Annotated in this window: 19 protein-coding genes and 2 pseudogenes; 9 read left to right on the top strand and 12 right to left on the bottom strand. The window is 70.9% G+C overall.

The genetic code is table 11. The features are described from left to right. The first annotated feature begins 68 nt into the window (after positions 1-68). A complete protein-coding gene (gene aroQ, locus QOL88_RS09330) occupies positions 69-542 on the top strand; it encodes a type II 3-dehydroquinate dehydratase (RefSeq protein ID WP_097215977.1) in 474 nt (157 codons plus the stop codon). Between the two features lie 55 nt (positions 543-597). On the opposite strand, the gene QOL88_RS09325 is transcribed toward aroQ, so the two are convergent. From QOL88_RS09325 to QOL88_RS09305, 5 genes and pseudogenes are all read right to left on the bottom strand, one after another. After that, positions 598-1,350, bottom strand: a complete 753-nt coding sequence (locus tag QOL88_RS09325) for an amino acid ABC transporter ATP-binding protein (protein ID WP_097215976.1) — start codon at positions 1,348-1,350, stop codon at positions 598-600. Further along, entirely contained in the window at positions 1,347-2,243 is an 897-nt protein-coding gene (locus QOL88_RS09320; protein ID WP_097215975.1) for an amino acid ABC transporter permease, read from the bottom strand. Before QOL88_RS09320 ends, QOL88_RS09325 begins: the two co-directional genes overlap by 4 nt. After that, positions 2,240-3,112: an ABC transporter substrate-binding protein gene (locus QOL88_RS09315; RefSeq protein ID WP_097215974.1), complete on the bottom strand. Its 873-nt coding sequence runs from the start codon at positions 3,110-3,112 to the stop codon at positions 2,240-2,242. The genes QOL88_RS09320 and QOL88_RS09315 overlap by 4 nt, the downstream gene beginning before the upstream one ends. Before the next feature lie 349 nt (positions 3,113-3,461). Next, a pseudogene (locus tag QOL88_RS09310) lies at positions 3,462-3,644 on the bottom strand (MBL fold metallo-hydrolase); the annotation flags it as partial. A gap of 126 nt (positions 3,645-3,770) precedes the next feature. Beyond that, entirely contained in the window at positions 3,771-4,394 is a 624-nt protein-coding gene (locus QOL88_RS09305; protein ID WP_179878813.1) for a TetR/AcrR family transcriptional regulator, read from the bottom strand. Between the two features lie 292 nt (positions 4,395-4,686). On the opposite strand from QOL88_RS09305, the gene QOL88_RS09300 reads away from it, so the two are divergent. Continuing rightward, entirely contained in the window at positions 4,687-5,709 is a 1,023-nt protein-coding gene (locus QOL88_RS09300; RefSeq protein ID WP_097215972.1) for an NAD(P)/FAD-dependent oxidoreductase, read from the top strand. Positions 5,710-5,802: 93 nt separating this feature from the next. Further along, positions 5,803-7,434, top strand: a complete 1,632-nt coding sequence (locus QOL88_RS09295) for an MFS transporter (protein ID WP_097215971.1) — start codon at positions 5,803-5,805, stop codon at positions 7,432-7,434. A gap of 438 nt (positions 7,435-7,872) precedes the next feature. Here the strand turns inward: QOL88_RS09295 and QOL88_RS09290 are convergent. Beyond that, positions 7,873-7,995 (bottom strand): annotated as a pseudogene (locus tag QOL88_RS09290) (MBL fold metallo-hydrolase); the annotation flags it as partial. A gap of 673 nt (positions 7,996-8,668) precedes the next feature. On the opposite strand from QOL88_RS09290, the gene QOL88_RS38595 reads away from it, so the two are divergent. Then, positions 8,669-9,103, top strand: a complete 435-nt coding sequence (locus QOL88_RS38595; RefSeq protein WP_306456174.1) for an RHS repeat-associated core domain-containing protein — start codon at positions 8,669-8,671, stop codon at positions 9,101-9,103. A 208-nt stretch (positions 9,104-9,311) separates the two neighbouring features. Here QOL88_RS38595 and QOL88_RS09275 read toward each other — a convergent pair whose 3' ends face one another. Further along, positions 9,312-9,962 carry an MBL fold metallo-hydrolase gene (locus QOL88_RS09275; protein WP_283445883.1) on the bottom strand — a complete coding sequence of 217 codons (651 nt, stop codon included), beginning with the start codon at positions 9,960-9,962 and terminating at the stop codon, positions 9,312-9,314. A 55-nt stretch (positions 9,963-10,017) separates the two neighbouring features. Continuing rightward, positions 10,018-10,707, bottom strand: coding sequence for a maleylpyruvate isomerase family mycothiol-dependent enzyme (locus tag QOL88_RS09270; protein WP_097215970.1), 690 nt, complete (start codon positions 10,705-10,707; stop codon positions 10,018-10,020). 222 nt (positions 10,708-10,929) lie between these two features. Here QOL88_RS09270 and uvrA point away from each other — a divergent pair, with 222 nt between their 5' ends. Further along, the gene (uvrA, locus tag QOL88_RS09265; protein ID WP_097222917.1) at positions 10,930-13,971 is read left to right on the top strand and encodes an excinuclease ABC subunit UvrA; all 3,042 of its coding nucleotides are present in this window, start codon (positions 10,930-10,932) and stop codon (positions 13,969-13,971) included. 250 nt (positions 13,972-14,221) lie between these two features. Here the strand turns inward: uvrA and QOL88_RS09260 are convergent, their stop codons facing one another. The 4 genes from QOL88_RS09260 to QOL88_RS09245 form a co-directional block, all read right to left on the bottom strand. After that, positions 14,222-15,130: a carbohydrate kinase family protein gene (locus tag QOL88_RS09260; protein ID WP_097215969.1), complete on the bottom strand. Its 909-nt coding sequence runs from the start codon at positions 15,128-15,130 to the stop codon at positions 14,222-14,224. Then, the gene (locus QOL88_RS09255) at positions 15,127-16,170 is read right to left on the bottom strand and encodes a LacI family DNA-binding transcriptional regulator (protein ID WP_097215968.1); all 1,044 of its coding nucleotides are present in this window, start codon (positions 16,168-16,170) and stop codon (positions 15,127-15,129) included. Before QOL88_RS09255 ends, QOL88_RS09260 begins: the two co-directional genes overlap by 4 nt. Before the next feature lie 217 nt (positions 16,171-16,387). Beyond that, complete coding sequence (locus QOL88_RS09250; protein ID WP_097215967.1) at positions 16,388-17,335, bottom strand: hypothetical protein; 948 nt, start codon at positions 17,333-17,335, stop codon at positions 16,388-16,390. Between the two features lie 251 nt (positions 17,336-17,586). After that, a complete protein-coding gene (locus QOL88_RS09245; RefSeq protein WP_167455403.1) occupies positions 17,587-17,748 on the bottom strand; it encodes a hypothetical protein in 162 nt (53 codons plus the stop codon). 278 nt (positions 17,749-18,026) lie between these two features. Between QOL88_RS09245 and uvrC the strand changes: the two genes are divergently transcribed. From uvrC to whiA, 4 genes are read left to right on the top strand one after another with little or no spacing between them, the layout of a single operon-like run. Further along, a complete protein-coding gene (uvrC, locus tag QOL88_RS09240; RefSeq protein ID WP_097215966.1) occupies positions 18,027-20,102 on the top strand; it encodes an excinuclease ABC subunit UvrC in 2,076 nt (691 codons plus the stop codon). After that, on the top strand, positions 20,099-21,058 hold the full coding sequence (gene rapZ / locus QOL88_RS09235) for an RNase adapter RapZ (protein WP_097215965.1): 960 nt from the start codon (positions 20,099-20,101) through the stop codon (positions 21,056-21,058). Before uvrC ends, rapZ begins: the two co-directional genes overlap by 4 nt. After that, complete coding sequence (locus QOL88_RS09230) at positions 21,055-22,149, top strand: gluconeogenesis factor YvcK family protein (RefSeq protein WP_097215964.1); 1,095 nt, start codon at positions 21,055-21,057, stop codon at positions 22,147-22,149. Before rapZ ends, QOL88_RS09230 begins: the two co-directional genes overlap by 4 nt. Beyond that, a complete protein-coding gene (gene whiA / locus QOL88_RS09225; protein ID WP_097215963.1) occupies positions 22,140-23,129 on the top strand; it encodes a DNA-binding protein WhiA in 990 nt (329 codons plus the stop codon). The genes QOL88_RS09230 and whiA overlap by 10 nt, the downstream gene beginning before the upstream one ends. Positions 23,130-23,149 lie beyond the last annotated feature (20 nt).

Here is a 23,149-nt window from a genome sequence, read left to right as displayed (position 1 = left end):
CCGTGATAAACCGGCAGTGAGCAGCGGTCCGCCCCGGGCCGCCCGACCCCGAACGGACCGGAGGAACCGTGCCCCGCACCCTGGCCCACGCCCCGATCATGATCCTCAACGGCCCCAACCTGAACCTGCTCGGCCAGCGCCAGCCGGAGATCTACGGCTCCGACACCCTCGCCGACGTCGAGGCACTGTGCGCCAAGGCGGCGGCCGCGCACGGGGGCACGGTCGACTTCCGCCAGTCCAACCACGAGGGCGAGCTGGTCGACTGGATCCACGAGGCGCGGCTGAACCACTGCGGCATCGTGATCAACCCCGGTGCCTACTCGCACACCTCCGTCGCCATCCTGGACGCCCTCAACACATGTGACGGCATGCCGGTGCTGGAGGTCCACATCTCCAACATCCACCAGCGCGAGTCGTTCCGGCACCACTCCTACGTCTCGCTGCGCGCCGACGGGGTCATCGCGGGCTGCGGGGTGCAGGGGTACGTGTTCGGTGTGGAGCGCGTCGCGGCGCTGGCGGGGGCGGGCAAGGCCGACACGTGAGCAGGAGCCTGTAAGCCCCGCCGGCCATGGCGGGCGCCCCTTACCGCCCTGCTTCCTACAGCCGCCCCGCCTCCACGATCCGCCGCAGGAAGCGCCGCGTGCGCTCCTGTTGCGGATCCCCGAAGACCTGCTCGGCGGTGCCGCGTTCCAGCACCACGCCGCCCTCCAGGAAGCACACCTGGTCGGCGACCTCGCGGGCGAAGCTCATCTCGTGCGTGGCCAGCACCATGGTCATGCCCTCGTCCTTCAGGCCGCGGACGACGGTGAGCACCTCGCCCACCAGCTCGGGATCGAGGGCGGCGGTGATCTCGTCGAGCAGCAGCAGCCGGGGCCGTACGGCCAGGGCGCGGACGATCGCGACCCGTTGCTGCTGTCCGCCGCTCAGCCGGTCCGGGTACGCGTCCGCCTTTCCACCGAGCCCCAGCCGCTCCAGCAGCTCACGCGCGCGTGCCTCGGCCTCGGCGCGGGCGACACCGTGCACACGCCGCGGCGCGAGCGTGATGTTCTCCGACACGGTCATGTGCGGGAACAGGTTGTACGCCTGGAAGACCACGCCGATCCGGCGGCGCACGGCGTCCTGGTCGGCGCGCGGGTCGGTGATCTCCTCGTCGTCCAGCCAGATCGCCCCGTCGTCGATCTCCTCCAGCAGGTTGGCACACCGCAGCAGGGTGGACTTGCCGGAGCCGGAGGCGCCGATCAACGCGGTGACCGTGTGAGGGGCGACCTCCAGGTCGACGTCCCGCAGGACGACCGAGCCGCCGAAGGTCTTGCGGACGGACTCCATGCGCAGCACGGGCGTCTGGCTCATACGGCTCCTCCATGGGCCTGGCGGCGGTCCATCCGGGCCGTCACCCAGTCCGTGAAGCGGGTCATGGGGATGGTCAGCGCGACGAAGACCAGCCCGGCGACGATGTACGGCGTGTAGTTGAGGCTGCGGCCCACGATGATGTCGGCGGCCCGTACGGCGTCCACCGCACCGCCGATCGAGACCAGCCCGGTGTCCTTCTGCAGCGACACCAGGTCGTTCAGGAGCGGCGGCACCTGGCGGCGCACCGCCTGGGGCAGCACCACGTACCGCAGCGCCTGCCGGTTGTTCAGCCCGAGCGAGCGGGCCGCGGCGCGCTGCGAGGGGTGCACGGACTCGATGCCGGCGCGGAACACCTCGGCGACGTACGCCGAGTACGTCAGGGTGAGCGCGGTACCGCCGAGCAGCACCGGGTCGACGGTCACCCCCTGGAGCCGCAGCGCCGGGACGCCGAGGACCACGATCATCAGGTTGATGATGAGCGGCAGCCCCCGGAAGAAGTCCGTGTACGCGGCGGCCAGGAAGCGCAGCGGGAAGAACACCGGTCCGCGCAGCGTGCGGGCGACGGCGATCAGCATGCCGAGGACGAGCACCGCGGCCCCGCAGATCAGCAGCAGCCGGACGTTCAGCCACAGGCCTTCGAGGACCTTCGGGAACGCCTCGCGCGCGTACCCCCAGTCGAAGAAGGTCTCCTTGGTGCGCGGCCAGCCCGGGGCGTTGACGACGACCAGGTAGAGGACGACCGCGGTGACGAGGGTCGAGAGCGCGCCGATCGCCGTCGCGCGCCGGGCGCGGGCGCGCTTGTAGCGCTCCCGGTCCAGCCGTCGCGGCGACGGCACGTAGTCGTCCGCCGCTTCCTGCTCGCCGGAGCCCAGCTCCTCCTTGGGGATGGTCACTTGAGCACCGGCGCGTCGACGGCGTCCGACAGCCACCGCTGCTCGATCTTCGCGAGCGTGCCGTCCTCGCGCAGGGCGTCCACGGCCCGCGAGACACAGGAGGTGAGAGCGCTGCCCTTGTCCAGCACGAGGCCGAACTGCTCCGGCGTGCCGCCCTGGTGCGCGAACTGACCGACGATCGTCGCGTCGGTGATCTCGGCCCCGGTGATGTAGAAGGCGGTCGGCAGGTCGACGACGATGGCGTCGACCTGGCCGTTCTTCAGCGCGGATTTGGCCTGGTCGTTCTTGCTGTACACGGCCGCCGCCTGCTTCGGCTTCACCACGTCGTCGATGTAGTTCAGGCTGGTGGTGCCGACCTGCGCGCCCAGCTTCATGCCCTTCAGGTCGGCCACGCTCTTCGCTTTCGCGGCCTTGGAGCCCTTCAGCGCGACGACGGCCTGGCGCACGTCGTAGTAGCCGGAGGAGAAGTCCACGGCCTTCTTGCGCTCCTCGCTGACGGACACCTGGTTGATGTCGAAGTCGAAGGTCTTCTCGCCGGGCGCGAAGGCCTTGTTGAAGGGGACGGTCTGCCAGGCGACCTTGTCCTTGCCGTAGCCGAGTTGTTCGGCGACGGCGTAGGCGACCGCGGACTCGAAGCCCTCGCCGTTGGCCGGCTTGTCGTCCTTGAACCACGGCTCGTAGGCGGGCTCGTCGGTGGCGATCGTCAGCTTGCCCGACGTCCGGGTGGCCAACTCGCCCTTCTCGCACGCGTTCCCGGCGGACGACGACGGCTTGTCCGCCTCCTCGGGCTGCGGGGCGCAGCTCACGGCGGCGGCGAGGACGACGACTGCGACGGCGGCGCGGCGCAGGGCACGCGGGGCAGGATGCATGGCGGGAGATTGGCAGCCGACGGCCCCGTTTGTCGAGGTCACGGCACCACCTGTCCGGATGGTGGGAACGGGTGTTGCGGTTCTGTGAACGGGCCCCGATCCCGGTCGTGTCAGCGTGTGCCGGGGCCGCCGGCCGAGGGCGGGGATCGACAGGCCGGCGGCCCAACCGCACAGGAGCCGTCATCCTGCGCGGGGCTGATACCAGTTGACCGCGCAACTACGTTCGAGGGGAGCGCGTGTGCGACATCGGCGTGTGCGAACGATTCACACGGGGCGCACGTGCGCGGCGCGCGCCGAGGGGTGCGCGTACCTCACCACCCGCGCTAGTACCTCACCACCCGCTCGAACCTCACCACCCGCGCGCGTGCCACTCCGGCAGGTGCGGGCGCTCCGTGCCCAGCGACGTGTCGTTGCCGTGCCCGGGGTAGACCCAGGTCTCGTCCGGGAGGGTGCCGAAGATCTTGGTCTCGACGTCGTGGATGAGGCTGGCGAACGCCTTCGGGTCCTTGTGGGTGTTGCCCACATCGCCGGGGAGCACCACAGCACGCGCCAACACACGAGGTCACGGCGGCGCGTAGACCTACGGGCCGTGCCTCCGCGGCGTCGAAGTGGGCCGACCGCATCAGATGCCTGTGCAATGAGGCCGCCCGTGCTCTTCTCAGCGGTGGCGCGGGCGAGGCAGCAAGGCGAACGCGCTCTCCGCGATCGAGGTCAGGCGGTCGGGGCTGTGGCCGTACGCGCCTACGACATCGGTCCCGCGGATGATGGTCAGCAGGAGGTAGGCGAGGTCGTCGGGATCCGCGTCGGGGTCGATGTCGCCGTTGCGCTGGGCCGCTCGCACACACTCGGCCACCGCCGTCCGGACTACGGAGAAGCAGTCGTTGGCCAGGCGTTTCACCTCGGGGTCGGAGGCGCCGATCTCCAGGGCCATTTTGGCGGCGAAGCAGGCTGCGGCCGTCCGGTCGGGGGCGGGGGGTACGTCGGCGGCGAGTGGCACCCCGTGGACGGCGCGGAGCAGGTACGCGTGCAGTCGATCCAGGGCGCCCTCGTCCGGTCCGGCGAGCAACTTCCGCGGGCCCTGCCCCAGCCGGGCGAAGTAGCCGGCCATCGCCTGCAGCAGCACGCCGTGTTTGCCGTCGAACGCGGCGTAGAGGCTGCCGCGGCCCAGGCCGGTGGCGGCGCTGATGTCGTCGACGCTCGTGCCGTTGTAGCCCGAGGTGCGGAACTGCCGCTCGGCGGCGTGGAGGACGTGGTCGGGGTCGAAGCTTCGTGGTCTCGCCATACATCGAAGGTAAAGCCGACCCACCGTATTTGACAACTCAGTACAGAACCGCCTAGGTTTCTGACTGTTCAGTCCATAACGGTCCTGAGCTCACCGGACAGGCCGCGTGCACGCCTGGCGCGATGGAGAGCAACCCATGCTGGCCGTCCTCGGCGCGGGGCACTTCCTGCACCTCGAACATCCCAAGACGGTCGCCGACCGCATCCTCGGCTTTCTGATCAGCTGCCCCCTCCAACCACCCAGAACTCGAAGGGTTGACCGAACCATGACTGATAAGGAAACGCAGGAGGCCATGGCTGTGGCGACTCCTCCGTACGTGAGCGACGCACTGGCCGAGGGGGCCGTCGACGCGGTGGTGATCGGCGGGGGCGCCGCGGGGCTGAACGGTGCACTGATCCTCGCCCGCTCCCGCCGCTCGGTCGTCGTGATCGACAGCGGCTCCCCGCGCAACGCGCCCGCGGAGGCCATGCACGGCTTCATCGTCCTGGACGGCACCCCGCCGTCCGAGATCCTTCGACGGGGCCGGGAGCAGGTGCGCCAGTACGGTGGACGCGTCGTGTTCGGCGAGGTGGTCTCGGCCGAGTCCGCCGCCCCGTCGGCGGACGGGGACCTGCGGTTCACCGTCACCCTGGCCGACGGCCGCAGCATCACCGCCCGCCGCATCCTGGTGGCCACCGGCCTCACGGATGTGCTGCCACAGGTGCCCGGGCTCGCCGAGCACTGGGGGCACAGTGTGGTGCACTGCCCGTACTGCCACGGCTGGGAGATGCGCGACGAGCCCATCGGCATTCTCGCCACCGGCCCGGCCTCCATCGGCCACGCGTATCTGTTCCGTCAGCTGACCGAGGACCTGACCTACTTCACCCACGGCACCGACCTGGACGAGGACAGCCGCGCCCGCTTCGCCGCCCGCGGCATCCGCATCATCGACACCCCGGTCACCGAGGTCGTCAACGACGAGGACGGTGCCCTCGCCGGGGTGCGCCTGGCCGACGGCCAGGTCGTGGCCCGCCGCGTCCTCGCGGTCGCCCCGCAGATGCAGGCCCGCACCCAGGGACTGGAAGGTCTGGGCCTGCCGGTGCAGGACCTGCCGAACAACATGGGCCGCGGTTTCGCCTCTGGCACGGCCGGCACCACTGAGGTGCCGGGTGTGTGGGTGGCCGGCAACGCCACCGATCCGGTCGCCCAGGTCGGGGCCTCCGCAGCGGCCGGCGCACTGGCCGGCGACTACATCAACAGGATGCTGGCCACCGCGGACACCGACGCGGCCCTCCAGGGGATCGCCGAGGGAAGCCCACAAGGGGCCACAGGATGATCTCGAAGCCCTGAGATCTAGCCCGTCGCCCGCTCCCCGCACGGGCAATTACGTGATTCCCCTCGTCCGCCCCGTCCCTCTCAGGAGCTACTGATGCCCTTCCTTGCACATACCCCCGTGGAGAAGATGACCGGGCCTTACGCGCAGCGCTGGTGGGCGCTGCTCGTGCTGTGCCTGAGCCTGCTGATCACGGTGATGGCGAACACGTCGCTGATCGTCGCCGCCCCCGACATGACCACCGACCTAGGCCTGAGCAGCAGTGATCTGCAGTGGGTCGTCGACTCCTACACCGTTCCGTACGCGGCGCTGATGCTGGTGCTGGGCGCGATCGGCGACAAGTACAGCCGACGCGGCGCGCTGGTGCTGGGTCTGCTGATCTTCGCCGGAGGTTCGGTGATGGGGAGCATGGTCGACGAGACCTCGCTGGTCATCGTGGCCCGCGCGATCATGGGTGTCGGTGCCGCGGTCGTGATGCCGGCCACGCTGTCCCTGGTGGTCGCGACCTTCCCCCGGAGCGAGCGGGCCAAGGCCATCACCGCCTGGGCCGCGACCTCCGGGGTGGCGGTAGCCGTCGGCCCGCTGGTCTCCGGCTGGCTGCTTGAGGACCACGCCTGGGGCTCGACCTTCCTGATCAACGTGCCGATCGCCGTCCTCGCCGTGTTCGGCGCGCTCGCCCTGGTACCGCCGTCCAAGGCGGAGGGCATGGGCCGGATCGACTACGTCGGTGGTCTGCTGTCGATCGTCACGGTCGGCTCCCTGATCTACGCCGTCATCGAGGGCCCGCACGCCGGCTGGGGCGTCGGCCCTGTCACCGCCGCCGTGATCGCCGGTGTCGGTCTGGTCGCCTTCGTGGCCTGGGAGCTGCGGCACCCGCACCCGATGCTGGATGTCCGAAGGTTCGCGCTGCGGCCCTTCAGCGGCTCGATGCTCGCGGTGATGTTCTTCTTCTTCGGCATGTTCGCCGTGATCTATTACTCGACGCAGTTCCTGCAGTTCGTCCTCGGCTACGGCGCCCTGGACACGGGTGTACGGCTGCTGCCGCTGGGCGGTGCGGTGTTCCTCGGGTCCGCGGTGACCGGGGTGCTCGCCCCGAAGCTGGGGGTGAGGGTGATGGCCGTGACCGGCCTGGCCGTCGGCACGGCGGGCATGTTCCTGCTCACCCAGATCGACAAGGGGTCGACGTACGGGGACTTCCTGGCGCCGCTGATGATGCTGGGCCTCGCGCTCGGACTGGCCATCTCCCCGGCGACCGACACGATCATGGGCTCCTTCCCCGAGTCCGAGCTGGGCGTCGGCGGCGGTGTCAACGACACCGCGCTGGAGCTGGGCGGGGCGCTGGGCATCGCGGTGCTGGGCTCGCTCCTGGGCACGGCCTACCGGGACGAGCTGACCGACCTGGTGGGCAACCGGCTCCCGGCGCAGGCGATGGAGACCGCCAAGGACTCGGTCGGCGCCGGCCTGGCCGTCGCGGAGCGGGTCGCGCAGGATCCCTCCGCCGGGCCCCAACAGGCCCAGGCCGCCGTGGACGCCGTCCACCAGGCATTCGCCCACGGAGTCGCCCAGACCAGCCTCATCGGCGGGATCATCATGGCCGCCGGAACACTGATCGTCCTCGCCATCCTGCCGGGCCGGCGCGGGTCCGCGAAGAAGAGCGCCGAGCCGGGGGCCGGGACGACGGCGAGCGAGGCGGCGACTGTGCGGGAGCACACCGGGTCCACCCGCTAGCTCGCCGGCGGGGCGTCCACCGGATTGCCGGGGCCGCGTCCGCCGCGTCGCCGGGCACCGCCTCCGTCGGATCGTCCGCCAGGCGCGTCGGGCAGGAGCCCGGCGGCGCGAGACGCGCCGGGCGCGGGCGTGGTCCACGGTCCACGGCCACGCGGATCCTCTGCCGGAACACCTCACCGTCCTCGGCCTCCGGGCCGCCCCGGGGCTCTCCTCCGGGGCGGCCCGGAGGCCAAGGGCCGTGAGGGAACCCGGCCCGGCAGACCGCAGCCCATACAGCAGTCCCCCTGATCATGGCGGTCACGGCTGCCGACGTCGGTGACGTTGCTCTGGAGGCCATCGTCCGTGGGGTATGACCCTCCCGGCCCGAGCGCGGAACGGGCCTGAACGCGCGACCGCCCCCGCTTCGGTTTCGAAACTGGAGCGGTCGGCGTCGGACGGTTACCAGCCTCGTGCGCGCCACTCCGCGAGGTGGGGCTGCTCCGTGCCCATGGTGGTGTCGTTGCCGTGGCCGGGGTAGATCCACGTCTCGTCGGGCAGGACGTCGAAGAGCTTGGTCTCCAGGTATAGGGGGAAAACAAGGCTGAGGGTTGACCTCGGATAACCGCATTGGGTTACTTCGGCGGTGCAGGAATACGGGCGGATGGCTCTGAAAGGTGAAAACGAGTGGACCTAGCGGTAGTGGGCATCGGGTTCGAGGACAACACAGCAGCCACCGTCATCCTCGGAGCGATAGTCATGGTGGTGGCATTCGCCCTGCTCTACTGGCGACTCAAGCGTGAAAAGAAGTAGCGAGACGCTCTGATCTGGCTGAAGCCACTACACACGGAGCCCCCGGCTGACTCTCGGCCGGGGGCTCTTCTTGTCAGGTTGCTGGTGTCTGCAACCTATGCCCATCGCATGCCGATGGCGGACAGTAGCTCCACCCGTTCCGGGGACAGCGTTGCGGCCTGGTAGTTCAGCGCCCATTTGTCGGCCTGTGTACGGCGCGGGGGCGGCTTCTCGTCCTCGGCCGCGGGCTCGACCCAAGCACCTGCTCGCACACCCACTGCTGCACGGTCGTCAGGTTGTCCCACCCGAGCCGGACCGAGCGCACCGGCCGAGGTCCTCGCCCTGGTGCACGACGTCGCCGGGCTCGGTCGGCAGCGGGTGGCCGGCCTCCAGGTGGAGCCGGACGAGGTGGAAGCAGCCCTACCGCTACACCGGCACCTACCTCGACCCCGGCGGCCTCTACAAGATGGGCGCCCGCTACTACGGCCCCCAACTCGGCCGCTTCACCCAGTCCGACCCCTCCGGCAAGGAAAGCAACCCCTACGCCTACGCCGCCGGAGATTCCGTCAACCGCATCGACCCGAGTGGCCTGGAATTCCTCGGGTTGTCCGGGGGCGAATGGCTCAGCTACGGTGGCCAAGCGCTGGGGTTTGCCTCCATTTTCGTACCCGGCGGCGCGCTCGTAGCGGCCGGCCTCAGCGCTGCATCGATCGGTATGGAGGCTGCAGGCGGGGCCATGCAAGGAAAGATCGGGTCCTCGATTGCCGCCGTAGCTCTTGTGGGTGCGGTGGGCGGCAAGGTGGGAATCGGAGCAAAGCTGCTCGGCGCTTCCAAAACAATGGACCAGGGCATCGGCGTGGCCTACTGGATCCTTCCATGCACGACTTTCCGCCCGAGTTGATCGAGCACGTCTCCTGGCTCATGGCCGGAGAGGCGTGCACGGCGGGAGCGGCGTTGGCGGGAGCGCCCACAGCAGGGGCAGGCGCCTTCGTAGTGGGCGCGGCTTGCTTCACCGCTGCCGAGTACTTGCGCAACACAGTCGAGACTCCGACCGACTGCCAGAGGCGCGGCTATTTCCCTGAGAGCACCGGGGCGGCGATGCCGCCGACCTACCAGCCCCGCTTGTGCCACTCCCCGAGGTGAGGCCGCTCGGCGCCGAGTGTGGTGTCGTTGCCGTGGCCCGGGTAGATCCAGGTCTCGTCCGGGAGTGCGAAGACCTTCGCCTCCAGGCCCGACATCAGCGACTCGAAGTCCTGGGGACGTGTTGTCCGCCCAGGCCCCCCCGGGAACAGGCAGTCCCCGGTGAACACATGGGGGTGCCCGTGCGGGTCGTCGTAGACGAGCGCGATCGAACCGGGCGTGTGCCCGACCAGGTGGCGCGCGGTGAGTTCCACGCGCCCCACCCGGATGGTGTCGCCGTCGTCGACCGGCACGTCGGTCCGTACGGGGATGCCCTCGGCGTCCTCCCGGCCCGCGTAGGTACGGGCGCCGGTGGCCGCCACGACCTCGGCGAGCGCCTGCCAGTGGTCACCGTGCCGGTGGGTGGTGACGACGGAGGCGATGCCGTCGCCGCCGATCATGCCGAGCAGCGTGTCCGCCTCGTTCGCGGCGTCGATCAGCAACTGCTCGTCCGTGGCCCTGCAGCGCAGCAGATAGGCGTTGTTGTTCATCGGACCCACCGCGATCTTGGTGATCATCAGGTCCTTGAGCTCGTGCACATCGGCCGGTCCGCCGACCGTCACCTCTCCGCTGTACGTCATGTCCGCCAGCCTATAGCGGGGGAGCGGCCCCGGTGCGGCGGCCGGGGCGGCTGTCCTACAGCGGGGGCAGTGCCGGCAGCGGGCCTCCGTCCACCGTCAGTGCGGCGCCGGTGCGGCGGCCGGCGAGCCAGCCCAGCAGGTCCGCCGGGGAGCCCGTGACGGTCACCTCCGGTCCGCCCTCCGCCTCCCGTCCCGTGATCCACGCGCGCGTGCCGTCGGTGAGGTGTGTGGGGGGTACGTCAGGGTGCCCGGCGAACCGGTCGGCGAGGAAGTCGATCTCCCGCTCGGTGAAATCCGCCGGAAGATCCTCCAGCTCGTACCCGATCCCCAGGTCCACGTGATGCAGCTCCACCTCGACCCACCGCCGGAACGGCACCCGGGACGCGGAGTCCGTGACCCCGTTGCGCAGCTCCACCGTGCGCGCCCAGTCCGCCGGGGTGTCCCCGGCCTCCTGGAAGCGGGCCGCGCTCTCGCGCAGGTCGGCGAGCTGGACGTCGAGGCCGCGCGGGGCGTCCCGCTCGATGTCCGCGTCCCGGGCCTCTCCGGATACGTACATGGGGCGTCCCTGGAGCACGTTCACGAGGGCGTCCGCGTTGCGGGCGAGGTGGGCCAGGACGTGGCCGCGGCTCCAGGCGGGCAGCCGTGACGGGTGGGTCACAGACGCGTTGTCCAGTTTGCCGACTGCGGTCAGCAGCCGCTCCGTCGCGTCACGTACAGACGCCAGGTCATGAGCGTGATCAATCATGGTGCTGACCTTAGCTCCGCCACTCCTTCGGGTGAAGGTGGTGAAGCAGTGCCGTAAATCGAAAGCACGTGCTATAAGGTCGGACGTGGCGTCGGGCATGCTGGAGAGCCGGGGTTTGTTGACAACCCGTGAATCCGTCCGGCGTTGTCAGTGGCTCCCCCTAGTCTGAGAAAGACGGGGGCCCCGCCCCTGTCACTTCTCTCAAGAAAGGTGCGGACCGGCGTGGCCGACCGTCTCATCGTCCGTGGAGCGCGCGAGCACAACCTCAAGAACGTCTCGCTCGACCTCCCGCGCGACTCGCTCATCGTCTTCACGGGCCTGTCGGGGTCGGGCAAGTCCTCGCTGGCCTTCGACACCATCTTCGCGGAGGGACAGCGGCGCTACGTGGAGTCCCTCTCCTCGTACGCCCGGCAGTTCCTCGGCCAGATGGACAAGCCGGACGTCGACTTCATCGAGGGCCTCTCCCCGGCCGTCTCCATCGACCAGAAGTCGACCTCGCGCAACCCGCGCTCCACGGTCGGCACCATCACCGAGGTCTACGACTACCTGCGTCTGCTCTTCGCGCGCATCGGCAAGCCGCACTGCCCCGAGTGCTCCCGCCCGATCGCGCGCCAGTCGCCCCAGGCCATCGTCGACCGGGTCCTCGAGCTGCCCGAGGGCAGCCGCTTCCAGGTGCTGTCGCCGCTGGTGCGCGAGCGCAAGGGTGAGTTCGTCGACCTCTTCGGCGACCTCCAGACCAAGGGCTACTCCCGCGCGCGGGTGGACGGCGAGACGATCCAGCTGTCGAACCCGCCCACGCTGAAGAAGCAGGAGAAGCACACCATCGAGGTGGTCGTCGACCGCCTCACGGTCAAGGACGGCGCCAAGCGCCGCCTCACCGACTCCGTCGAGACCGCCCTCGGACTGTCCGGCGGCATGGTCGTGCTCGACTTCGTCGACCTCCCCGAGGACGACCCCGAGCGCGAGCGCATGTTCTCGGAGCACCTGTACTGCCCGTACGACGACCTGTCCTTCGAGGAGCTCGAGCCCCGATCCTTCTCCTTCAACTCGCCCTTCGGCGCCTGCCCGGACTGCACCGGCATCGGCACGCGCATGGAGGTCGACCCGGAGCTGATCGTCCCGGACCCGGACAAGAGCCTCGACGAGGGCGCCATCCACCCCTGGTCGCACGGCCACACCAAGGACTACTTCGGCCGTCTGATCGGCGCCCTCGCCGACGCGCTGGGCTTCCGCACGGACATCCCCTTCGGCGGCCTGCCGCAGCGCGCCAAGAAGGCCCTGCTCCACGGCCACAAGACCCAGGTCGAGGTCCGCTACCGCAACCGCTACGGCCGTGAGCGCCGGTACACCACGGCCTTCGAGGGCGCCGTCCCGTTCGTCAAGCGCCGGCACAGCGAGGCCGAGAGCGACTCCAGCCGCGAGCGCTTCGAGGGCTACATGCGCGAGGTGCCCTGCCCGACCTGTTCGGGCACGCGCCTGAAGCCGATCGTCCTCGCGGTCACGGTCATGGACAAGTCCATTGCCGAGGTCTCCGCGATGTCGATCAGCGACTGCGCGGACTTCCTGGGCGAGCTGAAGCTCACCGCCCGCGACAAGAAGATCGCCGAGCGCGTGCTGAAGGAGGTCAACGAGCGGCTGCGGTTCCTGGTCGATGTCGGCCTCGACTACCTCTCGCTGAACCGCGCGGCCGGCACCCTGTCCGGCGGCGAGGCCCAGCGCATCCGTCTGGCCACCCAGATCGGCTCCGGCCTCGTCGGCGTCCTGTACGTTCTCGACGAGCCGTCCATCGGTCTGCACCAGCGCGACAACCACCGGCTGATCGAGACCCTGGTCCGGCTGCGCGACATGGGCAACACGCTCATCGTCGTCGAGCACGACGAGGACACGATCAAGATGGCCGACTGGATCGTCGACATCGGCCCCGGCGCCGGTGAGCACGGCGGCAAGGTCGTGCACAGCGGCTCCCTGAAGGAGCTCCTCGCCAACGCCGAGTCGCAGACCGGTCAGTACCTGTCCGGCAAGAAGGCCATCCCGCTGCCCGACATCCGCCGCCCGCTGGACCCCTCCCGGCAGCTCACGGTGCACGGCGCCCGGGAGAACAACCTCCAGGACATCGACGTCTCGTTCCCCCTGGGCGTGTTCACCGCCGTCACCGGCGTGTCCGGCTCCGGCAAGTCGACGCTGGTCAACGACATCCTCTACACGCACCTGGCCCGCGAGCTGAACGGCGCCCGGAGCGTGCCCGGGCGGCACACGCGCGTGGACGGCGACGACCTCGTCGACAAGGTCGTGCACGTGGACCAGTCGCCCATCGGCCGAACCCCGCGCTCCAACCCGGCCACGTACACCGGCGTCTTCGACCACATCCGCAAGCTGTTCGCCGAGACCACCGAGGCGAAGGTCCGCGGCTACCTGCCCGGCCGCTTCTCCTTCAACGTCAAGGGCGGCCGCTGCGAGAACTGCGCGGGCGACGGCACCATCAAGATCGAGATGAACTTCCTCCCGGACGTCTACGTCCCGTGCGAGGTCTGCCACGGCGCCCGGTACAACCGGGAGACCCTGGAGGTCCACTACAAGGGCAAGTCCATCGCCGAGGTCCTGAACATGCCGATCGAGGAGGCCACGGCGTTCTTCGAGGCGGTCCCCGCGATCGCCCGGCACCTCAACACGCTGAAGGACGTCGGCCTCGGCTACGTCCGCCTCGGTCAGGCCGCGACCACCCTGTCCGGCGGTGAGGCACAGCGCGTGAAGCTCGCCAGCGAGCTGCAGAAGCGCTCCACCGGCCGCACGGTCTACGTCCTGGACGAGCCGACCACCGGTCTGCACTTCGAGGACATCAGCAAGCTGCTGACGGTCCTGTCCGGGCTGGTCGACAAGGGCAACACGGTCATCGTCATCGAGCACAACCTCGACGTGATCAAGACGGCCGACTGGATCGTCGACATGGGGCCCGAAGGAGGCGCCGGCGGCGGCCTGGTCGTCGCCGAGGGCACGCCCGAGCAGGTGGCCGGCGTCCCGGCCAGCCACACCGGCAAGTTCCTGCGGGAGATCCTCGGCGCCGACCGGGTCAGCGACGCGTCCTCGGTCAAGGCGCCCCGCAAGACGACCGCCCGCAAGACGGCGGCTCGTAAGACGGTCGCCGCCAAGACGGCGTCGACCCGCAAGACCGCGACCAAGTCGGTCGACAGCACGGCCGCCAAGAAGACGGCGACCAAGACCACCAAGGCCGCCGCGAAGAAGACGACCCGGACCAGCAAGGGCTGAGGCCCTCCCTGCCGAACGCGCCGTGCCCCACAGGCCACGACCTGTGGGGCACGGCGCGTTTCGTGTGCGGTCAGGCGGCCTTCGGCTCCACGAACTGCATGTCGAGCTGGATCTTGACCACGTCGCCGAGCAGAGCCCACGGCCGTCGCCCTGGAACGCCTCCACGGCCGCCGCCCGGGCGCACTGCGGGCGGTCGCGATGAGGGAGACCGGCTGAAGCACCGCCGGCGCACCACGGGACCCTGCCGGAGTCAGCTCTCCAGCTCGTGCGCGTAGGGCGGCTCCGCCCCGGCCCGCGAGCAGGTCACCGCCGCCGCACGGGCCGCGAAGCCCAGCAGTTCCGTCCAGCCCGCGGATCCCAGTCCGGTGAGCGCGCGGGCGCTGAGGGCGTCGCGCACCGCGAGCCCGTGCAGCAGGGCCGCGTTGACCGTGTCGCCCGCGCCGATCGTGTCCACGACCTCCACACGTTCGCCCGGCACCGCGTACTCGCCGCCCTCGGCGGTGAAAGCGGTCAGCCCGTCGCCGCCCCGGGTGATCACGACCGCTGCCGGACCGGCCGACAGCCACTCCCGGGGCGTGCCGCCCAGCCACGCGGCGTCCTCCTCGGACAGCTTCAGCAGCGACACCGACGGCAGCCAGCTCTTGAACCGCGCTCGGTAGGCGTCCGGGTCCGGGATCAGGCCGGCCCTGATGTTCGGGTCCAGCGCGGTGAACACGCCTTGCGCGGCCGCCCGGCGCATCAGCTCCTCGTACGCGCTCGCCCCCGGCTCCAGCACCAGCGAGCAGGTACCGAAGGAGATCGCCCGGGTATCGGACGGCAGCGTGGGGGGCGCCGCGAACAGCCGGTCCGCCGTCCCGTCGACGTAGAAGGAGTACGCCGCCGAGCCGTCCGCGCCGACCGTGGCGACGGCGAGGGTCGTGGGCTCGGAGCCGCGCTGCACCGAGGCCACGTCGACCCCGGTCTCCCGCAACCGGTCCAGCAGGGCCTCCCCGAAGGCGTCGACCGACACCCGGGAGCAGAAGGCGGCGGGGGAGCCGAGGCGGCCCAGCGCCACGGCCGTGTTGAACGGGCCACCGCCGAGCGCCGGCTGCAGCGCCGCCAGGGCACCCGTGCCCTGTGGCACCAGGTCGATCAGTGCCTCACCGGCGACGACGATCATGACGGGGTTCCTTCCTCGGACGGGCTGGTACAGCCGCACGACGTGCGGTGGATGAAGGTGCAGGGCAGACGCACGGTCCGAGCGGACCGGTCCGGCTCGGCGAGGCGCTCCAGGAGCACGCGGACGGCCCGCGCGCCGATGTCCCTGCCGGGCTGCGCGATCGCCGTGAGCCGGGGCGAGAACAGATCCGCCCACGCGAAGTCGTCGAAGCAGCACAACGCGATGTCGCCCGGCACGGACAGGCCGTGCGCGCCCAGGGCGCGCAGCACCCCGATGGTCATGGCGTTGTTGCCGGTGACGAGCGCGGTGGGCGGCACGCCCAGGGACAGCAGGGCCTCGGTGGCCTGCTCGGCACCGGCCGACTCGGAGTCGCCGTGCACCAGCAACCGCTCGTCGTACGCCAGCCCCGCGAAGGCCAGACCGCTGCGGTAGCCGATGATCCGCTCGCTCGTGGTGCTGAGCCCCGGCCGCCCCGCCACCAGCCCGATCCGCCGGTGACCCAGCCCGGCGAGATGGGTGACCAGCCGGGACATCGGTTCGGCGTTGTCGGCGCACACCTGGTCGAACCGCGGACCGCCGTCCGCCCCCGGCGCGTCCACCAGCCGATCCAGGAACACGGCCGGCACGTCGTGCCGCTCGAGGTAGGCGAGCAGGTCGCGCGGATCGGCGGAGGGGGCGACGATCATGCCGTCCACGCGGCGCTCGTGCAGCAGCTGGACGACCTTGCGCTCGTGCCCCGGGTCGTCGTGCGGATCGGCGATCAGCAGGCTGTAGCCGGCCTCCAGCGCGGCGGCCTCCACGCCCTGGAGGATTTCCGTGAAGTACGGGTTGCTGATCGCCGACACCGCAAGCCCGATGGAACGGGTGCGGGCCGTCACCAGGGAACGGGCCAGCGTGTTCGTGGTGTAGCCGAGCTCCTCCACGGCGTCCAGGACCGCCTGGCGGGTGTGCGGCAGCACCGGCCGGGTGCCGTTCAGCACATGCGAGACCGTCGCCACGGAGACACCGGCACTCCGCGCGACATCGGCCATGGTCGCCATGCCGTTCCCGCCTCCTCCATCAGGTCCAGGCGGGGAACGTATCGCATCCCGCGACGGACGTAAACGATTGCGCAAGCGTTTACGTCCGGCGCCCAGACACGGGCAGCAGGACGGACGCCGGGCAGGAGGACGGACACCGGGCAACAGGTCAGACACCGAGCACAGGCCAGACACCAGGGCAGCGGCACGAACAGCCGGCCGCCGCCCGGGCGAGTCCCTACTCCCAGTCCCAGCCGATCCCCAGGAACCCCGCCCGGAGCCGCGGCTCGACCAGATGGACGGACCGGTGCCGTCCGCTCAGCGCCAGGTCCTGGCATCCGCTGCGCGGCGCCGCCGCCGAGTGCTGGGCGAAGCGGTGGCAGCGCACCGGCACGGCCGCCGCGTCGAAGCACACCTGGAGGGCGTACTGGCCGCCGGGGGAGTCGCAGCCGCGCACGTACTCGCGTGACACACCCGCCGTCCCGTCCTCGACGCCGTAGCGGAACAGGAAGGTGTCCCCGGCCCGCAGCCGGGTGTCGAAGAGCAGCTCGGCCGCGAGAACTCCCGTGTCGCGGTGCCAACGGACGCGTCCGGTACGGCAGTTCTCCAGGGCGTGCACCCGCATCAGCTCCGGCGTGGCTCCCCGGTCGCCGTGGTGGACGGCCACGAAGCGGTCGATGCCGTCCCGGTGGGCGCGCACGATGTGGTGCGATTCGCGCTCGGCCAGCTCGCGCCGCGCGCCGATCCGCAGCCGTTCGTGGTGGCCGAGGGTGTGCAGGCCCCCGTCCGGCGGGCAGTCCAGCTCGGCCAGCAACTGGTCCAGGACCCCGGAGGCCTCGACGAGGGAGCGGTAGGAGCGGGCGGCGGACCGCAGCCCGGACGGGCTCTCCCCGGACTCGGCGAGCAACCGGATCAGCGACTCCTCCGGAAGCTCCAGGATCTCCTCCAGCGCGCGCACGGCCCGCAGCGACTCGGGGCGCTGCGGGCGCCGGGCCCCCTGCTGCCAGTAACTCAGGCTCGTGACGCCGACCTTCACACCGTGGCGGGATAGATGGTGCTGCACGCGCTGCAGGGGCAGTCCGCGGGCGGCGATCGCGGCCCGCAGGGCGACGTGGAAGGGGCCGCCTCGCAGGGCCGAGTCCAGTTCCGCGGTGGCGACGTCCGCGTTCTGTGTGGCGTGCGGCATGCAGGGGCCTCTCTCTGAGTCGGCAACGGCTGGTCAGACCGTTCGCGCGGGGCCGTCACAGAGGCGCAGGGCAGCTCTTCACATCCGTACGCCGTCGTTCAGGGCCCCGAGTTCCCCCGCATTGAAGCGTGTTGACCTGGTCCCGACAACACCTGATGCCGGACAGTGACGTACGGGCTCCCGGCCGGTTCCGTCCGGACATGCGAACGCCCGGGGCGTGCGCCCCGGGCGTTCGCAGTCGACGTGTGCGTCTAGGAGCGGTCGCTTCCGCCCTGTTCCCTCAGGGCCAGGCGCTTGGCCCGCGCGATGTCGGGATCGCGCGGGTCCAGGGCGTCGCGCAGCGCCAACGGCTCGTCCGTGTACCTGCGGGCACGGACCGCCCGCCGGGTTTTCTCGATCCGCATCTGCTTCATGTGCGCAGCCCTCCGACCCGTGGCCCGCCCGCCCCCAGGGGGGAAGGACGGTCCGCACCGACAACCTGTGCCTGCACCCGGGACGGGCCCCGCCCGCCGGACGTCGCCGTGTCCCGTGGGTGAGCCACATTCCCGCTCCCGGGGGGCCGTAACCCCGGGGTGGGGCATGCCGCAGGAAACTGCCTCCCGGCCGGGCCCCGATCGTGCCCCACAGCCGGGCCCCGATCGTGCCCCACGGCCGCGCCGGAGTGTCGGTGCTCGCCAGTAGGGTGTGAGACATGGCCGACCCCTCCAGCTACCGCCCCAAACCGGGTGAGATCCCCGACTCACCGGGGGTCTACAGGTTCCGTGACGAGCACCGCCGGGTGATCTACGTCGGAAAGGCGAAAAGCCTGCGCCAGCGCCTGGCGAACTACTTCCAGGACCTGGCGGGCCTGCACCCGCGCACCCGCTCCATGGTCACCACGGCGGCGTCCGTGGAGTGGACGGTGGTGTCCACGGAGGTCGAGGCGCTCCAGCTGGAGTACTCGTGGATCAAGGAGTACGACCCCCGGTTCAACGTCAAGTACCGCGACGACAAGAGCTACCCGTACCTCGCGGTGACGATGAACGAGGAGTACCCGCGCGTGCAGGTGATGCGCGGTCACAAGAAGAAGGGCGTCCGGTACTTCGGGCCGTACGCGCACGCGTGGGCGATCCGCGACACCGTCGACCTGCTGTTGCGCGTCTTCCCCGTACGCACCTGCTCGGCCGGCGTGTTCAAGAACGCGGCCCGCACCGGCCGCCCTTGCCTCCTCGGCTACATCGGCAAGTGCTCGGCCCCCTGCGTGGACCGCGTCTCCGCCGAGGAGCACCGCGAACTGGCCGACGAGTTCTGCGACTTCATGACCGGCCGGACCAACACGTACATCCGCCGGCTGGAGAAGCAGATGGCGGAAGCGGCCGACGAGATGGAGTACGAGCGGGCGGCCCGGCTGCGCGACGACATCGGGGCCCTGAAGAAGGCCATGGAGAAGAACGCGGTCGTGCTCGCCGACGCGACCGACGCCGACCTGATCGCGGTCGCCGAGGACGAGCTGGAGGCGGCCGTCCAGATCTTCCACGTACGCGGCGGACGCGTGCGCGGCCAGCGCGGCTGGGTCACCGACAAGGTGGAGGAAATCACCACCGGCGCCCTCGTCGAGCACGCCCTGCAGCAGCTGTACGGGGAGGAGACGGGCGACGCCGTCCCCAAGGAGGTCCTGGTCCCGGCCCTGCCCGACCCCGTCGAGCCGGTCCAGGAGTGGCTCGCCGGGCGGCGCGGCTCCGGCGTCTCCCTGCGCATCCCGCAGCGCGGCGACAAGAAAGCCCTCATGGAGACCGTGGAGCGCAATGCCCAGCAGGCGCTCGTGCTGCACAAGACCAAGCGCGCCTCCGACCTGACCACGCGCTCGCGCGCCCTGGAGGAGATCGCCGACGCCCTCGACCTGGACAGCGCCCCGCTCAGGGTCGAGTGCTACGACATCTCCCACCTCCAGGGTGACGACGTCGTGGCCTCCATGGTCGTCTTCGAGGACGGGCTCGCACGCAAGAGCGAGTACCGCCGCTTCCAGATCAAGGGCTTCGCCGGGCAGGACGACGTCCGCTCCATGCACGAGGTGATCACCCGCCGCTTCCGCCGCTATCTCGCCGAGAAGGAGAAGACGGGGGAGTGGACCGACGGCGAGAGCGCCGAGACCCCCGAGATCGACAGGAACGGCGAGATCGTCGGGACCGGCCCCACCGAGGACGACGGCCGCCCCAAGAAGTTCGCCTACCCGCCCCAGCTCGTGGTCGTCGACGGCGGCGCCCCGCAGGTCGCGGCCGCCCGGCGCGCCCTGGACGAGCTCGGCATCGACGACATCGCCGTGTGCGGCCTCGCCAAGCGCCTCGAGGAGGTCTGGCTGCCCGGCGACGACGACCCGGTGGTCCTGCCCCGCACCAGCGAGGGCCTGTACCTGCTCCAGCGCGTCCGTGACGAGGCCCACAGGTTCGCGATCACCTACCAGCGCGCGAAGCGGTCCAAGCGCTTCCGTTCCAGCCCCCTGGACGACGTCCCCGGCCTCGGGGACACGCGCAAGCAGGCACTTCTGAAGCACTTCGGTTCGTTGAAGAAACTGCGATCCGCCACGATCGACCAGATCTGCGAGGTCCCCGGCATAGGCCGCAAGACGGCCGAGACGATCGCCGTGGCCCTCGCCCGCTCGGCCCCGGCCGCACCCGCCGTCAACACGGCGACTGGAGAGATCATGGAAGAGGAACCGGGCACCATGGGTTCCAGTGGGGAGCCCGTGGCAGCGGGCGCCCCGGACGAACGACGGGGGCAGGAGACATGAATGTGAACGAGCACCACGGGCAACAAGAGCAAGCCGGAGACGGAGCACAGGTGAGTACGGGCACGCCCAACGACAAGGCCCAGGTCCCGGACGCGGCCATCCCCGAGCTGGTGATCATCTCCGGCATGTCCGGGGCGGGCCGCTCGACGGCCGCGAAGTGCCTGGAGGACCTCGGCTGGTTCGTCGTGGACAACCTGCCGCCCGCGCTGATCCCCACCATGGTGGAGCTCGGCGCCCGCTCCCAGGGCAACGTGGCGAGGATCGCCGTCGTCGTCGACGTCCGCGGCCGCCGCTTCTTCGACAATCTCCGTGAGTCCCTCGCCGACCTGGAGGCGAAGAGCGTCACGCGGCGGATCGTCTTCCTGGAGTCCTCGGACGAGGCCCTGGTCCGCCGCTTCGAGTCGGTGCGCCGCCCGCACCCCCTCCAGGGCGACGGCCGCATCGTCGACGGCATCGCCGCCGAGCGCGAGCTGCTGCGCGAGCTGCGCGGCGACGCCGACCTGGTGATCGACACCTCCAGCCTGAACGTGCACGAGCTGCGCGCCAAGATGGACGCCCAGTTCGCCGGCGAGGAGGAGCCGGAGCTGCGGGCCACGGTCATGTCGTTCGGCTACAAGTACGGCCTCCCGGTCGACGCCGACCTCGTCGTCGACTGCCGCTTCCTGCCGAACCCGCACTGGGTCCCGGAGCTGCGCCCGTTCACCGGCCTCAACGAGGAGGTCGCCGGGTACGTCTTCAACCAGCCGGGCGCCAAGGAGTTCCTGGACCGCTACACGGAGCTCCTCCAGCTCGTCGCCACCGGCTACCGCCGCGAGGGCAAGCGCTACGTGACCATCGCCGTGGGCTGCACGGGCGGCAAGCACCGCTCCGTCGCCATGTCGGAGAAGCTCGCCGCCCGGCTCGCCGCCGAGAGCGTGGAGACGGTGGTCGTACACCGGGACATGGGACGCGAATGACACGACGTACACCGCGGCTGAGCCGGCTGCGCCGGGTGGTGCCCGAAGGCCACGGCGGGAAGGACGTTCCCGGCGGCAAGAGCGGCCGGCCCGCCGAGGCCCGGGGCGGCAAGCCGCGCCGCCGGGGCACCCAGCCCAAGGTCGTCGCCCTCGGCGGCGGCATGGGCCTGTCCGCCTCGCTCGCCGCGCTGCGCCGGATCACCGGCGACCTCACCGCCGTCGTCACCGTGGCCGACGACGGCGGCTCCAGCGGCCGGCTGCGCGACGAGCTGGGCGTGCTGCCGCCCGGCGACCTGCGCAAGGCGCTGGCCGCCCTGTGCGGTGACGACGACTGGGGCCAGACCTGGGCCCGGGTCATCCAGCACCGCTTCCAGTCCCAGGGCGACCTGCACGAACACGCGGTCGGCAACCTGCTGATCGTCGCCCTCTGGGAGCAGCTCGGCGACCACGTGCAGGCCCTCGACCTGGTCGGACGCCTGCTCGGCGCCCAAGGGCGCGTGCTGCCCATGTCCGCCGTGCCGCTGGAGCTGCAGGCCCTGGTCAAGGGGCACGACCCGGAGCGCCCGGAGGAGGTCGACACGGTCCGCGGCCAGGCGACCGTCGCCCTCACCCCGGGCGAGGTGCAGTCCGTGCACCTCGTGCCGAACGACCCGCCGGCCGTGCCCGAGGCGGTCGAGGCCGTCCTGGACGCGGACTGGGTGGTGCTCGGCCCCGGCTCCTGGTTCTCCTCGGTCATCCCGCACCTGCTGGTGCCCGAGCTGCTGGACGCGCTCACGCAGACGAAGGCCCGCCGGGTACTCTCCCTGAACCTCGCGCCGCAGCCCGGAGAAACCGAGGGCTTCTCCCCGCAGCGTCATTTGGAGGTTTTGGGACGACACGCCCCTAAACTCGCCCTGGACGTGGTGCTGGCCGACGAGGCCGCCGTGCCCGACCGTGACTCCCTGACCGATGCCGCCAAGCGGTTCGGGGCCGCGGTCGAGCTGGCGCCGGTGGCCAGACCCGACGGAACCCCGAGGCACGACCCGGAGCTGTTGGCCGCCGCGTACGACCGTATTTTTCGGATGCATGGAAGGATCGGCCCATGGCGATGACGGCAGCGGTGAAGGATGAGATCTCCCGGCTCCCCGTCACCCGGACCTGCTGCAGAAAGGCGGAGGTCTCCGCCATTCTGCGGTTCGCCGGCGGCCTTCACCTGGTGAGCGGTCGGATCGTGATCGAGGCGGAGCTGGACACCGCGATGGCGGCCCGCCGTCTCAAGCGGGACATCCTGGAGATCTTCGGCCACAGCTCCGAGCTGATCGTGATGGCTCCGGGCGGGCTGCGGCGAGGCTCACGCTACGTGGTGCGCGTGGTGGCGGGCGGCGACCAGCTCGCCCGCCAGACCGGCCTGGTCGACGGGCGGGGCCGCCCGATCCGAGGCCTGCCCCCGCAGGTGGTCTCAGGGGCCACCTGCGACGCCGAGGCCGCCTGGCGTGGCGCGTTCCTGGCGCACGGCTCGCTCACCGAGCCCGGCCGCTCCTCCTCCCTGGAGGTGACCTGCCCGGGCCCCGAGGCGGCGCTCGCCCTGGTCGGCGCCGCCCGGCGCCTCCAGATCCCCGCCAAGGCCCGCGAGGTGCGCACCGTGGACCGGGTCGTCGTCCGGGACGGTGACGCGATCGGCGCCCTGTTGACCCGCCTCGGCGCGCACGAGTCGGTGCTGGCCTGGGAGGAGCGCCGGATGCGCCGCGAGGTGCGCGCCACGGCGAACCGGCTGGCCAACTTCGACGACGCCAACCTGCGCCGCTCGGCCCGCGCGGCCGTCGCCGCCGGGGCCCGGGTGCAGCGCGCCCTGGAGATCCTCGCCGACGACGTGCCCGAGCACCTCGCCGCGGCCGGCCGGCTGCGCATGGACCACAAGCAGGCTTCCTTGGAGGAGCTGGGCGCGCTCGCGGACCCGCCGCTGACCAAGGACGCGGTCGCCGGCCGGATCCGGCGCCTGCTGGCCATGGCCGACAAGCGCGCCTCCGACCTCGGCATCCCGGGCACGGAGGCCAATCTCAGCGACGAGCTGGCCGACAACCTGGTGGGCTGATCCCCCACGACGTCAAGAAG

Source organism: Streptomyces sp. Ag82_O1-12, from assembly GCF_900182715.1.
Classification (GTDB): Bacteria; Actinomycetota; Actinomycetes; order Streptomycetales; family Streptomycetaceae; genus Streptomyces; species Streptomyces massasporeus.
Note: the sequence above shows the minus strand (reverse complement) of the source record. Positions and strands in the feature narration are given on the sequence as shown.

Bases quoted from the DNA above. Each gene is read 5' to 3' on its own strand.
- QOL88_RS09245 (WP_167455403.1), bottom strand. From the start codon at position 17,748: ATGAAGCAGATGCGGATCGAGAAAACCCGGCGGGCGGTCCGTGCCCGC.
- QOL88_RS09260 (WP_097215969.1), bottom strand. From the start codon at position 15,130: ATGATCGTCGTCGCCGGTGAGGCACTGATCGACCTGGTGCCACAGGGC.
- QOL88_RS09305 (WP_179878813.1), bottom strand. From the start codon at position 4,394: ATGGCGAGACCACGAAGCTTCGACCCCGACCACGTCCTCCACGCCGCC.
- QOL88_RS09270 (WP_097215970.1), bottom strand. From the start codon at position 10,707: ATGATTGATCACGCTCATGACCTGGCGTCTGTACGTGACGCGACGGAG.
- QOL88_RS09315 (WP_097215974.1), bottom strand. From the start codon at position 3,112: ATGCATCCTGCCCCGCGTGCCCTGCGCCGCGCCGCCGTCGCAGTCGTC.
- QOL88_RS09300 (WP_097215972.1), top strand. From the start codon at position 4,687: ATGGCTGTGGCGACTCCTCCGTACGTGAGCGACGCACTGGCCGAGGGG.
- QOL88_RS09255 (WP_097215968.1), bottom strand. From the start codon at position 16,170: ATGGCGACCATGGCCGATGTCGCGCGGAGTGCCGGTGTCTCCGTGGCG.
- uvrC (WP_097215966.1), top strand. From the start codon at position 18,027: ATGGCCGACCCCTCCAGCTACCGCCCCAAACCGGGTGAGATCCCCGAC.
- QOL88_RS09325 (WP_097215976.1), bottom strand. From the start codon at position 1,350: ATGAGCCAGACGCCCGTGCTGCGCATGGAGTCCGTCCGCAAGACCTTC.
- rapZ (WP_097215965.1), top strand. From the start codon at position 20,099: ATGAATGTGAACGAGCACCACGGGCAACAAGAGCAAGCCGGAGACGGA.
- QOL88_RS09295 (WP_097215971.1), top strand. From the start codon at position 5,803: ATGCCCTTCCTTGCACATACCCCCGTGGAGAAGATGACCGGGCCTTAC.
- QOL88_RS09275 (WP_283445883.1), bottom strand. From the start codon at position 9,962: ATGACGTACAGCGGAGAGGTGACGGTCGGCGGACCGGCCGATGTGCAC.
- QOL88_RS38595 (WP_306456174.1), top strand. From the start codon at position 8,669: ATGGGCGCCCGCTACTACGGCCCCCAACTCGGCCGCTTCACCCAGTCC.
- whiA (WP_097215963.1), top strand. From the start codon at position 22,140: ATGGCGATGACGGCAGCGGTGAAGGATGAGATCTCCCGGCTCCCCGTC.
- QOL88_RS09230 (WP_097215964.1), top strand. From the start codon at position 21,055: ATGACACGACGTACACCGCGGCTGAGCCGGCTGCGCCGGGTGGTGCCC.
- QOL88_RS09250 (WP_097215967.1), bottom strand. From the start codon at position 17,335: ATGCCGCACGCCACACAGAACGCGGACGTCGCCACCGCGGAACTGGAC.